Raw genomic sequence first — 15,122 nt, 5'->3', positions numbered from 1 at the left:
GTCGCTTCAGGGATATCTCCCAGGCTGGGAGTTCAATAGCAAACGGATTGCTTTGGTCGCTGATGCTGCCATGATCGTCGAGCGATCCAACCAGTCTGTGCGCTGCCTCGAGGCAGTTTTATTCTTCTTCCGACTGGCTGCGGGACGGGTCCCGACAGCAACTCCTCTCCAAAAGAATCAGTTAGCTGCGCCTCCGCGATTTTGTTTTTGTTGTGCTGGAGTCGTTACGTGTTGTTTTTATTGTCTTCGTCGTTGCTTGTTATTGTTGTTGTGCCAATACATAAGCAGATGCCGTGCCAGTTTTTCGAAACCCAGTAAAATCAAGGGGTTGAGGTTTTCGGTGGGTCGGCGAAGGGCACAAAAAAACCGGGTTCCCGTTACCGATGAACCCGGTTTCTGTTACGCGGTACGTCTGCGGTAACAGGTTGCAGGGTGTTACGAGTCGGCCGAGGCCCCTGATTTGCGTCGCGGAATGCCCAGGCGCTGGCGGCGTTCCCACAGGCATTTGCGGCTGATGCCCAGCTTGCGGGCCAGCTCGGTCTCGGTCATGTGGTCCTGGTGCTCGAGGACGAAGTGCTGGAAGTAGTCTTCCAGCGAAAGGTCCTCGGTGGGCTCGTGGTTGCTGGCCGCGGCGCCCGCCGGGCCGAGGCCGAGGTCGGCGGCGAAGACGTCCTCGAGGTCGTCCAGCTCGATGTCGATACCCAGCAGGTCGGCGTGGATTTCCTGGCTCTCGCTGAGGATCACCGCCCGCTCGATGGCGTTTTCCAGTTCGCGCACGTTGCCCGGCCATGGGTAATGGCGGATCGCCTGTTCGGCGTCGTGGGCGAAGCTGAGCGGCGCGCGCCCCATCCGGGTGCACTGGCGAGCCAGAAAGGCGCGGGCGATCTCCATCACGTCGTTGCCACGCTCGCGCAGGGCGGGCAGCTTCAGCGAGATCACATGCAGGCGGTAATAGAGGTCTTCGCGGAATTGCCCGGTCTTGGCCAGGGTTTTCAGGTCGCGGTGGGTGGCGGCGATCAGGCGCACGTCGACCTTCTGCGATTGCACCGAGCCGACCCGGCGGATCTCGCCTTCCTGCAATACGCGCAGCAGGCGGGCCTGGGCCTCCAGCGGCAGTTCGCCGATCTCGTCGAGGAACAGGGTGCCGCCGTCGGCCGCTTCGACCAGCCCGGCGCGCCCGGCGCTGGCACCGGTGAAGGCGCCTTTTTCATGGCCGAACAGCTCGGATTCGATCAGGGTTTCCGGAATCGCCGCACAGTTCACCGAGATCAGCGGCGCCTTGGCGCGCTTCGACAGGTTGTGCAGGGCGCGGGCGACCAGTTCCTTGCCGGTGCCGGACTCGCCCTGGATCAGTACCGTAGAGTCGGTCGGCGCGACCTTGCGAATCTTGCTGTACAGCTCTTGCATCGGCGCACAGGAGCCGATGATGCCTATCTCGCCGTCGGCTGCCGCCGGGCTGGCGCCGCGCTCGCCGCCGGCCTTGCCGCCGTTGGCGGAGACCGGGGCCGCGCTGCGGTTCTCCTGGCGGTCCTTGAGGATGCGCGCCACGGCCTGGAGCATTTCGTCGTGGTCGAAAGGCTTGGCGATGTAGTCCACCGCGCCCATCTTCATCGAATCCACCGCCGAACGCAGGCTGGCGTAGCTGGTCATGATCAGCACCGGAATGCCTTCGGCGAGCTTGATCAGTTCGGTGCCGGGGGCGCCCGGCAGGCGCAGGTCGCTGACCACCATGTCGAAGGAGGGGATGGTGTAGCGCTCCTGGGCTTCCTGCACCGAGCCGGCTTCGCTGACCTGGTACTGGTTGCGCTCCAGCAGGCGTCGCAATGCAGATCGGATAATGGTTTCGTCTTCGACGATCAGAATATGTGCCATGTATTCAGCTCTCTCGACGTGCTCGTCTACAGCTCGGCCGTCGGGCCAGGGTGCCGCGGCAGGGTCACGCGGAAGCGGGTGCCGCCTTCTCGCTGGTGATCCGTCGGGCTCTCGATGGTTATCTGTCCATAATGCTCTTCCACGATCGAATAGACCAGTGCGAGGCCGAGCCCGGTCCCCTTGCCGGGGTCCTTGGTGGTGAAGAACGGTTCGAACAACTGGTCCATGATCGCCTTCGGGATGCCGCTGCCCTCGTCCTCGACGACCAGGTCCACGGTATGTTCCGAGGCTTCGCTGCGGACCCGGATCGCGCCGCCCGGCGGGCTGGCGTCGCGAGCATTGGAGAGCAGGTTGATCAGCACCTGGGCCAGGCGCTGCGAGTCGCCCTCGACCCAGTGCGCCGGATCGCAGAGGTTGAAGAACTCTACTTCGACGCTACGCCGGTTCAGCGACAGCAGTCCGATGGCCTCCTGGGCGACTTCGCTCAGGCACACCGGTTCCAGGGCCTGCAGGTGGCTGCCGGAGTGGGCGAAGCTCATCAACGACTGGACGATGCGCGATACGCGCTTGGTCTGGTCGAGGATCTGCTCGCTGATCTCGGTCAGCTCGCCGTCGCCTTCGCGTTCCTCGCGCAGGTTCTGCGCCAGGCAGGCGATGCCGGTGATCGGATTGCCGATCTCGTGGGCCACCCCGGCGGCAAGGCGGCCGATGGAAGCCAGGCGCTCGGAGTGGACCAGCTTGTCTTCCAACAGTTGGGTTTCGGTGAGGTCTTCCACCAGTAGCACCAGGCCGCTGTTGCCCGGCGCCAGGGGTTCCTCGATGGCCGCCTTGTGCAGGTTCAGCCAGCGGGTGTGGCCGTCGTAGACCAGGCGCTGCTTGTGCAGGTGCTCGTCGGGGGCGTCGATGAAACGTTCCAGCAGGCCCTTCCAGGGTTCGGGCAAGGCCGACAGGCGCGAACCGACGACCTTCTGCGCGCCGACCCCGGTGAGTTCCTCGATGGCGCGGTTCCACATCAACACTTCCTGGTCCTTGGCCAGGGAGCAGACGCCCATCGGCAGGTCTTGCAGGGTCTGCCGGTGGTAGCGGCGCAAGGTGTCGAGTTCGGCAGCCAGGCCAGTCAGCCGGGAGTGATAGTCCTCCAGGCGGCTCTCGATGAAGTGGATGTCCTCGGTGACGTAGCTTTCTTCGCTGGTCTTGTAGGGAAGGAAGGTCTCCACGATGTCCTGGGCGACACTGGGTCCCATCAGCCCGGAAAGGTTCGCCTCGATGCGGTCGCGCAAGCGACGCAGGGCATAGGGGCGACGTTCGTCGAAGGGCAGGTGGAGATCGCGCAGGGCCTGCTCGACCTCCTTCTGCGCGGTCTTGGCGCCCAGCGGCTTGGCCAACTGGCTGGCGAACTCCTGCGGCGAACCGGCGAACAGTTCGCGGCGTTGCGGACGGCGTACGTTGTCCACCGCGCAGGCCTCGGCGGCGCCTTTTTCCTCGTCGCTGGCCTCGGTGAACAGCGACACCAGGGTGAATACCAGCACGTTGGCCGCCAGCGAGGACAGCGCCGCCAGGTGCCAGTTCGAATCGTCCAGCACGTAGATCACGTCGAACAGCGGCAGGTACAGGCCCTGTACGTTCCCCATCAGGGGCAGCAGCATGGTGATCGCCCAGACCAGCATGCCGGCGATCAGCCCGGAGATGAAGCCACGGCGGTTGGCGGTCGGCCAGTACAGCACCGAGAGGGCGCCGGGAAGGAATTGCAGGGTGGCGACGAAGGACACTATGCCCAGGTTGGAGAGGTCCTGTTCGGCGCCCAGCAGCAGGTAGAAGGCGTAGCTGGCCATGATGATGGCGACGATCAGCAGGCGCCGGGTCCATTTCAGCCAGCGGTAGATGTTGCCCTGCGCCGGCGGCTGGTAGAGCGGCAGCACCAGGTGGTTGAGGACCATTCCCGAGAGCGCCAGGGTCATCACGATAGTCAGCCCGCTGGCGGCGGAGATGCCGCCGATGAAGGCGGCCAGGGCCAGGGCCGGGCTGTCCACCGCCAGGCCGAGGCCGATGGTGTAGTACTCCGGTGTGGTCGAGGCGCCGAGGCGCAGCCCGGCCCAGAGGATCGGCGGTACCGCCAGGCTCATCAGCAGCAGGAACAGCGGCAGGCCCCAACTGGCGGAAATCAGCGCGCGCGGGTTGAGGTTCTCGGTGAAGATCATGTGGAACATGTGCGGCATCACGATGGCCGCGGCGAAGAACACCAGCAGCAGCGTTCGCCATGGACCTTCGGCCAGCGGCGTGTGCAGGGTGGTCAGCGCGGTCTGGTTCTGCAGCAGCCAGACTTCCAGGCCTTCCGGCCCGCCGAAGACGCCGTACAGGGCGTAGAGGCCGATACTGCCGAGCATCACCAGCTTGACCAGCGACTCGAAGGCGATGGCGAACACCAGTCCCTCGTGGCGTTCGCGGGTGGCGATGTGGCGAGCGCCGAAGAGGATCGCGAACAGGGTGATCAGGGTGCAGAAGACGAATGCGACCCGCTCCTGGGCCGGGTCGCGGGTGAGAATGCTGATCGAGTCGGTGACCGCCTGGATCTGCAGGGCCAGCATCGGCAGCACGCCGATCAGCATGAACAGCGTGGTCAGGGCGCCGGCCCAGGTACTGCGGAAACGGAAGGCGAAGAGGTCGGCCAGCGAGGACAGCTGGTAGGCGCGTGTCACCCGGAGGATCGGATAGAGCAGCACCGGGGCGAGCAGGAAGGCCCCGGAAATCCCCAGGTAGATGGCGAGGAACCCGTAGCCGTACTGGTAGGCCAGGCCTACCGTGCCGTAGAACGCCCAGGCACTGGCGTAGACGCCCAGCGACAGGGTGTAGACCAGCGGGTGGCGTACCAGCCGGCGCGGCACGTAGCCGCGCTCGGTGATCCAGGCGATGCCGAAGAGGGTGGAGAGGTAGGCGACGCTGATCAGGATCAGCTGGGTCAGGCTAAAGCTCGTCAGCATCGCGCTGGCTCTGCAGGATGAAAGTGACCACGATGAGGATCAGCCACAGCAGGTACGGGCGGTACCAGGCGCCGTTGGGGTCGATCCACCAGTCCATGATGGCGGGGGAAAAGAGATAGATGCCCACGACCAGGAGCAGGACCAGTCGGTAGATGTACATGCCGCTTCCCTCATGCTTGGGCCGGCAGGCTACAGGCTGCGGGTGGGTGCCGGCAAGCCGCCGGGCGGGCTACAGGCGTTCCTCGGGAAGGGTAGCGCAGCGCGGGATGCGCGTGGCGTCCCAGTGCGCGACGCCCCAGGCCAGCGCCTCGCTGGCGCTGGCCTGGGCCAGTTCGGCCGGCGGCCGCTGGCCGAGCGCGCGCAGGGCGCGGGTCAGCGGCGCGGCGGCCTGCTCGGCGGGCAGTGGCGGGGAGCGGTAGGACTTGCCGAGCTTGTGCCCGTCCGGCTGGACGATCAGCGGCACGTGCAGGTAGCGCGGCTGGCTCAACCCCAGCAATTCCTGGAGGTAAAGCTGGCGCGGGGTCGAGTCGAGCAGGTCGGCGCCGCGGACGATGTCGGTGATGCCCTGCCAGGCGTCGTCCAGCACCACCGCCAGTTGGTAGGCGTAGAAGCCATCGCGGCGCTGGATGACGAAATCGCCGACCTCGCGGCCGAGATGCTGGCGGACTTCGCCCTGCACGCGGTCGACGAAGCGATATTCCAGCTCCGGCACGCGCAGGCGGATCGCCGCATCCTCGCGGGCGTGCCCGGCGTCGCGGCAGAAGCCCGGGTAGATCCCGGCGAATCCCTCAAGCTGCTTGCGCGAGCAAGTGCAGGCGTAGGCCAGGCCGCTGCGCAGCAGTTGCTCGACCACTGCGGCGTAGGCCGGGAAGCGTTCGCTCTGCCGCTCCACCGCGCCGTCCCATTCGAAGCCGTAGCGCTCCAGGGTTTCCAGGATCGCCTGCTGGGCGCCCGGGACTTCGCGGGGCGGGTCGAGGTCCTCCATGCGCACCAGCCAGCGGCCGCCGACGGCACGTGCGTCCAGGTAGGAGGCGACGGCCGCCACCAGGGAACCGAAATGCAGGTAGCCGCTGGGCGTCGGGGCGAAGCGGCCTACATAGGAAGAGGTCATGGCGCGGGCGGTGCGGCGGGGAACGGCGGAAACGAAACGGGGCGCCTTGGCGCCCCGTCGGTCCGGCTCAGGAGCCGAGTTGCTTCTCGCGGATTTCCGCGAGGGTCTTGCAGTCGATGCAGAGGGTCGCGGTGGGGCGCGCCTCCAGGCGACGGATGCCGATCTCGACGCCGCAGGAGTCGCACCAGCCGTACTCTTCGTCTTCGATCAGTTGCAGGGTCTCGTCGATCTTCTTGATCAGCTTGCGCTCGCGGTCGCGGGCGCGCAGTTCCAGGCTGAATTCTTCTTCCTGGCTGGCGCGGTCGGCCGGATCGGGGAAGTTGGCCGCTTCGTCCTGCATGTGATGCACGGTACGGTCGACCTCTTCCATCAGCTCCTGTTTCCATTTGTTCAGGATCGCGGTGAAGTGCGCGCGCATGCGCTCGCTCATGTACTCCTCGCCCTTGGTTTCCTGATAGGGTTCGAAGCCGCGGGTCATCTGCTGGCTGCTCTGTTGTTTTGCTTTGGTGGACATGAATGGCCGCCTCTCACTTTCGCTAATCCTGTCCGCGGCAGGGTTCCCTCGCCGGCTCTCCGGCCCCGCGGTCGCAAGCGGGCGAACTTACCAGAACGATAACCTTGGCGCTACTCCCGGTTGTCGAGGCTGGTGTCGCCCGCGTAATGGCTTGGTTAGAATCGGTTTTTCCTCGCAAAGTTCGGAATATCCATGGCTACCTCCTATAGCGCGCGCAGTCGGGCCATCGAGCCTTTCCATGTCATGGCCCTGCTGGCGCGGGCCAACGAGTTGCAGGCCGCCGGCCACGATGTGATCCACCTGGAGATCGGCGAGCCGGACTTCACCACGGCCGAGCCGATCGTCGAGGCCGGGCGCGCCGCCCTGGCCGCCGGGCATACCCGCTACACCGCCGCCCGCGGCCTGCCGGCGCTGCGCGAGGCGATCGCGAAATTCTACGGCGAACGCTACGGGGTCGACCTCGACCCACAGCGCGTGCTGGTCACTCCGGGCGGTTCCGGAGCCCTGCTGCTGGCCAGCAGCTTGCTGGTCGACCCCGGCCGCCACTGGTTGCTCGCCGACCCGGGCTACCCGTGCAACAGGCATTTCCTGCGCCTGGTGGAAGGCGCCGCGCAACTGGTGCCGGTGGGGCCGGACAGCCGTTACCAACTGACACCGGATCTCATCGAGCGGCACTGGGATTCAGACAGTGTAGGCGCTCTGGTGGCGACGCCGGCGAATCCGACCGGGACCCTGCTCGATCGCGACGAACTGGCCGGCCTGTCGGGCGCCTTGAAGGCCCGCGGCGGGCACCTGGTGGTGGACGAGATCTATCACGGCCTGACCTATGGCGTGGACGCCGCGTCGGTGCTGGAAGTCGACGACGACGCTTTCGTCCTGAATAGTTTTTCCAAGTATTTCGGCATGACCGGCTGGCGCCTGGGCTGGCTGGTGGCGCCGACAGCGGCGGTGCCTGAACTGGAGAAGCTGGCGCAGAACCTCTACATCAGCGCGCCGAGCATGGCCCAGCAGGCCGCGCTGGCCTGTTTCGAGCCGACCACCATCGCCATTCTCGAAGAGCGTCGCGAAGAGTTCGCCCGCCGTCGCGACTTCCTCCTGCCGGCCCTGCGCGAGCTGGGTTTCGGAATCGCCGTGGAGCCGGAAGGCGCCTTCTATCTCTACGCCGATATCAGTGCGTTCGGCGGCGATGCCTACGCCTTCTGCAAGCACTTCATCGAGACCGAGCACGTGGCCTTCACTCCGGGGCTGGATTTCGGCCGCCACCAGGCCGGCCACCACGTGCGTTTCGCCTATACCCAGAACCTGCCGCGCCTGCAGGAAGCGGTGGAGCGGATCGCCCGCGGCCTGAAGAACTGGCGGCCCTGATGCGTTTCGAGCAGCCACTGGAAGAAGGCCGCCTGCTGCGTCGCTACAAGCGTTTCCTCGCCGATATCGAGAGCGCCGGCGGCGAGCGCCTGACTATCCACTGTCCGAATACCGGTTCGATGCTCAATTGCATGAGCGAAGGTTGCCGGGTCTGGTTCAGCCGCTCCAACGACCCCAAGCGCAAGCTGCCGGGGACCTGGGAGCTGAGCGAGACTCCGCAGGGCCGCCTGGCCTGCGTCAACACGGCGCGGGCCAACCGCCTGGTAGAGGAGGCGCTGCTGGCCGGGGACATCGCGGAGCTTGCCGGTTTCACCGCTCTGCGCCGGGAAGTGGCCTACGGCGTGGAGAACAGTCGCGCCGACTTTCGCCTGGAATACCCCACGGGCGCACTGTTCATCGAGGTGAAGAGCGTCACCCTGGGCTTCGACGAAACCGCCGTGGCGGCCTTTCCCGACGCGGTGACGCTGCGCGGCGCCAAGCACCTGCGCGAACTGGCGGCGCTGGCGCGGGAGGGGATCCGCGCGGTGCAGCTGTACTGCGTGAACCTTTCCGGGGTCGAGGCGGTGCGCCCCGCCGACGAGATCGATCCAGCCTATGGCAAGGCGTTGCGCGAGGCGGCGCAAGCGGGCGTCGAGGTGCTGGCCTATGGCGCCGAGGTGACGACGGAAGGATTGCACCTGGCGCGGCGCCTCCCGGTGCGACTCTGAGGCACAGCCGCGCCGTGGGGCGCGGCCACTCTCAGCGGCGTTCGAGCAGGACGCCGCTTTCCATGTGGTGGGTGTAGGGGAACTGGTCGAACAGCGCGCAGCGGCTGATCCGGTGCGTGTCGTGCAGTTGGGCGATGTTCTGCGCCAGGGTTTCCGGGTTGCACGAAATGTACAGGATGCGCTCGAAGCGTCGGGCCAGCTCGCAGGTGTCCGGATCCATGCCGGCTCGTGGCGGATCGACGAAGACACTGCCGAAGGCGTAGCTCTTCAGGTCGATGTCGGCCAGGCGGCGGAACGGGCGAACCTCGTTCAGCGCCTGGGTCAGCTCTTCGGCCGACAGGCGCACCAGGCTGACGTTGTCCACCGCGTTGTCGGCCAGGTTGGCCAGCGCCGCATTGACCGAGGACTTGCTGATCTCGGTGGCCAGCACCTTGCGTACCCGGGTGGCCAGGGGCAGGGTGAAGTTGCCGTTGCCGCAGTACAGTTCGAGCAGGTCGTCGTCGCGCTGGCCGAGCGCCTCGTAGGCCCAGCCGAGCATCTTCTGGTTGACCTCGCCGTTGGGCTGGGTGAAAGCCCCCTCGGGCTGGCGGTAGCGGAAGCGCCGGCCGGCGACCGACAGTTCCTCCTCCACATAGTCGCGTCCGACGACGATGCGCTTGCCGCGCGAACGCCCCACCAGGTTCACGCCCAGTTCCGCCGCGAGCTTTTCCGCTGCCTGTCGCCAGGCGTCGTCGATCGGCCGGTGGTAGCAGAGGGTGATCAGCGCGTCGCCGGCCAGGGTGGTGAGAAACTCCACCTGGAACAGCTTGAAGCCCAGCGCCGGGTCGGCCCAGGCCGCCTTCAGGCGCGGCATCAGTTCGTTGATGCGGCGGCTGGCGATGGGGAAATCCTCGATCAGGATCGGCGTGTGCTTGTCGCCCTGCTCGAACATCGCGTAGTGACGCTTCTCGTTGCCGGTTTCCCGCCACAGGCGGAATTCGGCGCGCAGCCGGTAATGTTCGCGCGGCGACTCGAAGACCTCCGGCGCGGGTGCCGCGAATGGGGCCAGCAATCCGGCGAGGCGGGACTTCTTGTCTTCCAGTTGCGCGGCGTAGGCGCTGGGGTCGAACTGTGGACGGCTCATGCGTTGAAGAAGCCCAGCTTGATCACGAACAGCACGGAGAGGATCACCAGCGCCGGGTTCAGTTCGCGCCAGCGCCCGGACAGCACCTTGATCGCGGTCCAGGAAATGAAGCCGAAGGCGATGCCGGTAGCGATCGAATAGGTGAACGGCATGGCCAGCGCGGTGACGACCACCGGCGCGGCGACGGTGATGTCTTCCCAGTCGATCTCTGCCAGGCCCGAGGCCATCAGTACGGCGACGAAGAGCAGCGCCGGGGCGGTGGCGAAGGCCGGTACGCTGCCGGCCAGCGGGGCGAAGAACAGCGCGAGGAGGAACAGGATGGCGACGACGATGGCGGTCAGGCCGGTGCGGCCGCCGGCGCTGACGCCCGCGGCGGACTCGATGTAGCTGGTGGTGGTCGAGGTGCCCAGCAGCGAGCCGCCCATGGCGGCGGTACTGTCGGCGATCAGCGCGCGGCCCATCTTCGGCATGTGGCCGTCCTTGCCCATCAGTCCGGCGCGCTTGGCGACGCCGATCAGGGTGCCGGAGTTGTCGAACAGGTCGACGAAGAGGAAGGCGAAGATCACGCTGACCAGGCCGATGTCCAGCGCGCCCTTGATGTCCAGTTGGAGGAAGGTCGGCGCCAGCGACGGCGGCATCGAGACCACGCCGCCGAACTGGGTCACGCCGAGCAGGATGGCGATGGCGGTGACCACCAGGATACCGATCAGCACCGCGCCGGTGACGCTACGCGCCTCCAGGGCGACGATCAGGATGAAGCCGAGGGTGGCGAGGATCGGTGCCGGCTTGGTCAGGTCGCCCATGCCGATCAGGGTTGCCGGGTTGTCCACCACGATGCCGGCGTTCTGCAGGGCGATCAGTGCGAGGAACAGGCCGATACCGGCGGCGATCGCCGAGCGCAGCGGCAGGGGGATGCTGTTGATGATCCATTCGCGGATGCGGAAGATCGACAGCAGGAAGAACATGGTGGCGGAAATGAACACTGCGCCCAACGCGACCTGCCAGCTGTGGCCCATGTGCAGCACCACGGTGTAGGTGAAGAAGGCGTTGAGGCCCATGCCGGGGGCCAGGGCGATCGGGTAGTTGGCGATCAGGCCCATGATGGTCGAGCCGATGGCCGCTGCCAGGCAGGTGGCGACGAACACCGCGCCCTTGTCCATGCCGGTCTCGCCGAGGATGCTCGGGTTGACGAAGAGGATGTAGGCCATGGTCAGGAAGGTGGTGATCCCCGCCAGGATCTCGGTGCGCACCGTGGTGTTGTGCGCCTTTAGTTGAAACAGCTTTTCCAGCATGTTGGATTCCCCTGAATGTGCTCTGCAACGATCCCCATGGCGCCAGCAGAAGTGGCCGGCCGCGGAGCCGGCCGCCGACCAGGGAAAACCGAATTTCCGCGTGGCGGGCGTTGCATCGCTGTCTCGTCGGCGCGGTATCGCGAACGATCCCGGCAGACGGCTGAGTCCCGAAAATGCGCGAGCCGCATGAAACGACCCACGCACGCCAGGGGCCTCGCGGCGGCCTGCGTGGGGTTCATACGGCTCGAAAAGGCGCGCATCATACCAGTTCGCGGGAGATGGGTGAATTTCCGCCAGTCTAGTCGATCGTCGCTTCGCGGAAGGGCCTGCTCGCCCGCCCGGCGCGGGCGGCGTTAACATAGGCGTTGGCGTCCGGACGGACGCTCCGCCCAGGTTTTCTGCAGTACCTCATCATGAAACGCTCGAAACTCGCACTCCTTCCGCTGGGCCTGGCGCTGCTGCTGGCCGCCTGCGCCAGCGATCCGCTGCCGATCCCGCAGCACAGCTTCGGGGTCTATGCCACCGCCAGCACGCCTTCCGCGGCGTTCCGCACCCTGGCCGACCCGCAGGGCAAGGCCATGCTGGTGGCGCTGAAGCCCAGCCTGACCCAGGCTGACGTACTCCGCGCCGAGGTCCTGTACGACCAGAACGGTCGACCCGGCGTCGAAGTCACCTTCACCGAACCGGCCGCCCGCCGCCTGGCCGCGCTGACCGGCGAGGCCCGGGGGCGCACTCTCGCGGTACTGGTGGACGGGCGCCTGCGCCTGGCGCCGCGGGTGCGCGAGCCGATCCGCAACGGCAAGGTCTATCTCGACGGGTTGGCTTCGGTCTACGAGGCCAGGGAACTGGCCGATCAGTTGAATGCGCTGGGAAGCCAGCCGGGGCGCTAAGCGCCCGGCTGGCGGCGAGGCTCAGAGCGTCTGGGCCTTGAAGGTATCGCAACTGGCCGGCGAGCCGCTCTCGAAGCCGGTCTTGAACCAGCGCATGCGTTGCGCCGAGGAGCCATGGGTGAAGGAATCCGGCACCACCATGCCGCGGCCCTGGCGTTGCAGGCGATCGTCGCCGATGGCGTTGGCGGCGTTCAGGGCTTCTTCGATGTCGCCCGGCTCCAGCCAGTTCAGCCGCTGCTGTGCACGGTTGGCCCAGACCCCGGCGAAGCAGTCCGCCTGCAGTTCCTGGCGTACCGACAGGCCGTTGGCGCCCTCCATGCGCGCGCCGCGCTGGCGGGCTGCGTTGATCTTGGCCGAGATGCCCATCAGGTTCTGCACGTGGTGGCCGACCTCGTGGGCGATCACATAGGCCTGGGCGAAGTCGCCGGCGGCGGAGAAGCGCTGTTCCATCTCGCGGAAGAACTCCAGGTCGAGGTAGACCCGGCGGTCGGCCGGACAGTAGAACGGCCCGGTGGCCGACGAGGCGAAGCCGCAGGCGGAATTCACCCCATTGCTGAACAGCACCAGCTTGGGCTGTTGGTATTGTGCCTGGCCGCTGGCGAAGATCTGTTCCCAGGTGTCCTCGGTGTCGCCGAGGATCGAGCGGACGAACTCGCTCTGCTCGTCATTGGCCGCCGGGGCCCGACCGCCGGCCTGCTGCTGGGTGGCCGGCGCCGGGCTGTCCATCTGGCCGAGCAGCGACCCGAGGATCTGCATCGGGTCCTGGCCCATCAGCAGGCCGACCACCACCACGATGGCCACCCCACCCAGGCTGAGGCCCTTGCCGCCGATGCGCATGCCGCCACCGCCGCCTGCGCCTCCTTCGCCCCGGGCATCAATCACGTTGTCACTGCGTCGTCCTTTGCGCCAGAGCATGGCGGTTCTCCTGTACGTTTCGCTTCTTCAGTGTTGTCGTCGTCCGCCGCCAGCGCCACCCCGACCGTCAGGCCGAGGTCAGCAGCTCGGCGCGGGCGAGCAGTTGGACGTGGCCGCCGACCCTGACGCCGCCGTCTGTCGCGACCTGGACGTCGAGTCGGCTCGGCCGGTCGAGGAAGCGTCCCTGGTGCAGGACGAAGGGTTCGCCGCGCGCGGCAAGCCCGTATTCCACCAGGTAGGCGGCGACCGGACCGGCAGCGCTGCCGGTAGCCACGTCTTCCACCAGCCCCAGGTTGTCCCAGGTGCGGCCCTCGCGCCCGTCGACGTCGAGCAGATAGACAAACGCCGCGCCGAGTTTATCCAGGGCTTCTTGCAAATCGTTGACCTGACGGGCTCGACCCAGTGCCTCGGCGGTCACCGGCAGGAGCAGGTAGGGCAGGCCGGTGCTCACCACCCGCGGCGGATGCCCGGACAGGTCGTTGGCCGATAGCGAGAAGGCTTCGGCGAACCAGCGGCAGGTCCCGGCGTCCGGGGTGGCGCCGAATTCGGCGCGGCCCTGGTCCATCTCGGCGTAGAAACCGCTGCCCGCCCGCACGCTGCGCAGGGCCACCGACTTGCTGGCCAGGTGCAGCGTCCAGTGCTGTTCGTTGTCGCCGCCGCGCAGGTGATGGAGCAGGGCGGCGGCGCCGAGCAGCGGGTGGCCGGCGAACGGCAGTTCTTCCTCCAGGGTGAAGATCCGTGCGCGGAAGGCCCGTGGGTCGTCGCCCGGCAGCAGGAAGATCGACTCGAACTGGCGCAGTTCGCGGGTCCAGGCCTGCATGGCGGCGTCATCGAGGGCGCTGGCGTCGTCGAATACGGCCAGACCGTTGCCGGTGAGCGGACGCTCGGCGAACACATCGAGTTGCCAGTAGCGTCGGGACATGGGCCTTTTCCTGTGAAATGGAATGAAAAACGCGAGGGGGGACTCGACAAGCAGCCTATCGGCCTTTATGTTCGCCGACAAGAAAGCGCCTGGCTTGCGCTTTCCAGGCCGCCGCAGCGGTCGGCGTCGCTCGGACGGTTCCGGGCGCTTACGTTACTCCGAGGACAGCATGGCTGAATCACGCCCTGCGCGCCGTTTCGCGCGCATCGACCGCCTTCCCCCCTACGTTTTCAATATCACCGCCGAACTGAAGATGGCCGCTCGTCGCCGTGGCGAGGACATCATCGACCTGAGCATGGGCAATCCCGACGGGCCGACCCCGCCGCATATCGTCGAGAAGCTCTGCACCGTCGCCCAGCGCGAAGACACCCATGGCTACTCCACCTCGCGTGGCATCCCGCGCCTGCGCCGGGCCATCTCGCACTGGTACCGTGACCGCTACGACGTGCAGATCGACCCGGAAAGCGAAGCCATCGTCACCATCGGCTCCAAGGAAGGCCTGGCGCACCTGATGCTGGCGACCCTCGACCATGGCGACACCATCCTCGTGCCCAACCCGAGCTATCCGATCCACATCTACGGTGCGGTGATCGCCGGCGCCCAGGTGCGCTCGGTGCCGCTGGTGCCGGGCATCGATTTCTTCAACGAGCTGGAACGGGCGATCCGCGAATCGATTCCCAAGCCGCGCATGATGATTCTCGGTTTCCCCTCCAACCCTACCGCGCAGTGCGTCGAGCTGGACTTCTTCGAGCGCGTGGTGGCGCTGGCCAAGCAGTACGACGTGATGGTCGTGCACGACCTGGCCTATGCAGACATCGTCTACGACGGCTGGAAAGCGCCGTCGATCATGCAGGTACCGGGTGCCAAGGATATCGCCGTGGAGTTCTTCACCCTGTCGAAGAGCTACAACATGGCCGGCTGGCGGATCGGCTTCATGGTCGGCAATCCCGAGCTGGTCTCGGCCCTGGCGCGGATCAAGAGCTACCACGACTACGGCACCTTCACGCCCCTGCAGGTGGCGGCCATTGCCGCTCTGGAAGGCGACCAGCAGTGCGTCCGCGATATCGCCCGGCAGTACCAGCAGCGCCGCGACGTCCTGGTGAAGGGGCTGCGCGAGGCCGGCTGGATGGTGGAGAACCCGAAGGCCTCGATGTACGTCTGGGCGAAGATCCCCGAGCCCTACGCGCATCTGGGCTCGCTGGAGTTCGCCAAGAAGCTGTTGCAGGACGCCAAGGTCTCGGTGTCGCCGGGGATCGGCTTCGGCGACTACGGCGACGATCATGTGCGTTTCGCCCTGATCGAGAACCGCGACCGCCTGCGCCAGGCGGTGCGCGGGATCAAGGCGATGTTCCGCGCCGACGGGCTGCTGTCGCCGCAGAGGAAGGTCGATAGCCTGGCGGAGTGATCCTCACGTCCTGCTACAAGGAAAAACG

Annotated in this window: 13 protein-coding genes; 4 read left to right on the top strand and 9 right to left on the bottom strand. The window is 66.6% G+C overall.

Annotated elements, in window-relative coordinates:
• Positions 1-435 precede the first annotated feature (435 nt).
• The 5 genes from cbrB to dksA all read right to left on the bottom strand — a co-directional run bounded on the left by cbrB (position 436) and on the right by dksA (position 6,475).
• Positions 436-1,872 (bottom strand): two-component system response regulator CbrB, encoded by a 1,437-nt coding sequence (cbrB, locus tag ACI766_RS25655; RefSeq protein ID WP_087823867.1) that lies wholly within the window; start codon positions 1,870-1,872, stop codon positions 436-438.
• 26 nt (positions 1,873-1,898) lie between these two features.
• A complete protein-coding gene (gene cbrA, locus ACI766_RS25650; protein WP_003095132.1) occupies positions 1,899-4,850 on the bottom strand; it encodes a two-component system sensor histidine kinase CbrA in 2,952 nt (983 codons plus the stop codon).
• Entirely contained in the window at positions 4,834-5,010 is a 177-nt protein-coding gene (locus tag ACI766_RS25645; protein WP_003095129.1) for a hypothetical protein, read from the bottom strand. The genes cbrA and ACI766_RS25645 overlap by 17 nt, the downstream gene beginning before the upstream one ends.
• 69 nt (positions 5,011-5,079) lie before the next feature.
• Positions 5,080-5,961 (bottom strand): tRNA glutamyl-Q(34) synthetase GluQRS, encoded by an 882-nt coding sequence (gluQRS, locus tag ACI766_RS25640; protein ID WP_003146131.1) that lies wholly within the window; start codon positions 5,959-5,961, stop codon positions 5,080-5,082.
• 67 nt (positions 5,962-6,028) lie between these two features.
• Positions 6,029-6,475 carry an RNA polymerase-binding protein DksA gene (gene dksA, locus ACI766_RS25635; RefSeq protein ID WP_003095122.1) on the bottom strand — a complete coding sequence of 149 codons (447 nt, stop codon included), beginning with the start codon at positions 6,473-6,475 and terminating at the stop codon, positions 6,029-6,031.
• A 192-nt stretch (positions 6,476-6,667) separates the two neighbouring features.
• Between dksA and ACI766_RS25630 the strand changes: the two genes are divergently transcribed.
• Both ACI766_RS25630 and sfsA read left to right on the top strand, forming a co-directional pair.
• The gene (locus tag ACI766_RS25630; protein WP_003113459.1) at positions 6,668-7,840 is read left to right on the top strand and encodes a pyridoxal phosphate-dependent aminotransferase; all 1,173 of its coding nucleotides are present in this window, start codon (positions 6,668-6,670) and stop codon (positions 7,838-7,840) included.
• Positions 7,840-8,547, top strand: coding sequence for a DNA/RNA nuclease SfsA (gene sfsA / locus ACI766_RS25625; RefSeq protein ID WP_003100180.1), 708 nt, complete (start codon positions 7,840-7,842; stop codon positions 8,545-8,547). The genes ACI766_RS25630 and sfsA overlap by 1 nt, the downstream gene beginning before the upstream one ends.
• A gap of 31 nt (positions 8,548-8,578) precedes the next feature.
• Here the strand turns inward: sfsA and trmA are convergent, their stop codons facing one another.
• Together trmA and ACI766_RS25615 are read right to left on the bottom strand one after the other, a co-directional pair.
• Positions 8,579-9,670 (bottom strand): tRNA (uridine(54)-C5)-methyltransferase TrmA, encoded by a 1,092-nt coding sequence (trmA, locus tag ACI766_RS25620; RefSeq protein ID WP_003116071.1) that lies wholly within the window; start codon positions 9,668-9,670, stop codon positions 8,579-8,581.
• Positions 9,667-10,962 carry an NCS2 family permease gene (locus ACI766_RS25615; protein ID WP_003095114.1) on the bottom strand — a complete coding sequence of 432 codons (1,296 nt, stop codon included), beginning with the start codon at positions 10,960-10,962 and terminating at the stop codon, positions 9,667-9,669. The genes trmA and ACI766_RS25615 overlap by 4 nt, the downstream gene beginning before the upstream one ends.
• A gap of 413 nt (positions 10,963-11,375) precedes the next feature.
• Here ACI766_RS25615 and ACI766_RS25610 point away from each other — a divergent pair, with 413 nt between their 5' ends.
• Positions 11,376-11,852 carry a SecDF P1 head subdomain-containing protein gene (locus ACI766_RS25610; RefSeq protein ID WP_003100175.1) on the top strand — a complete coding sequence of 159 codons (477 nt, stop codon included), beginning with the start codon at positions 11,376-11,378 and terminating at the stop codon, positions 11,850-11,852.
• Between the two features lie 21 nt (positions 11,853-11,873).
• Here the strand turns inward: ACI766_RS25610 and ACI766_RS25605 are convergent, their stop codons facing one another.
• Together ACI766_RS25605 and ACI766_RS25600 are read right to left on the bottom strand one after the other, a co-directional pair.
• Positions 11,874-12,767, bottom strand: coding sequence for a neutral zinc metallopeptidase (locus ACI766_RS25605; RefSeq protein WP_003095112.1), 894 nt, complete (start codon positions 12,765-12,767; stop codon positions 11,874-11,876).
• Positions 12,768-12,834: 67 nt separating this feature from the next.
• Positions 12,835-13,689 (bottom strand): PhzF family phenazine biosynthesis protein, encoded by an 855-nt coding sequence (locus tag ACI766_RS25600; RefSeq protein ID WP_003161370.1) that lies wholly within the window; start codon positions 13,687-13,689, stop codon positions 12,835-12,837.
• Between the two features lie 169 nt (positions 13,690-13,858).
• Between ACI766_RS25600 and alaC the strand changes: the two genes are divergently transcribed.
• The gene (gene alaC / locus ACI766_RS25595; protein ID WP_003100170.1) at positions 13,859-15,094 is read left to right on the top strand and encodes an alanine transaminase; all 1,236 of its coding nucleotides are present in this window, start codon (positions 13,859-13,861) and stop codon (positions 15,092-15,094) included.
• Positions 15,095-15,122: the final 28 nt, after the last annotated feature.

This window comes from Pseudomonas sp. DL (assembly GCF_047199225.1).
Taxonomy (GTDB): domain Bacteria; phylum Pseudomonadota; class Gammaproteobacteria; order Pseudomonadales; family Pseudomonadaceae; genus Pseudomonas; species Pseudomonas aeruginosa.
This window is presented reverse-complemented; position numbering and strand designations above follow the sequence as displayed.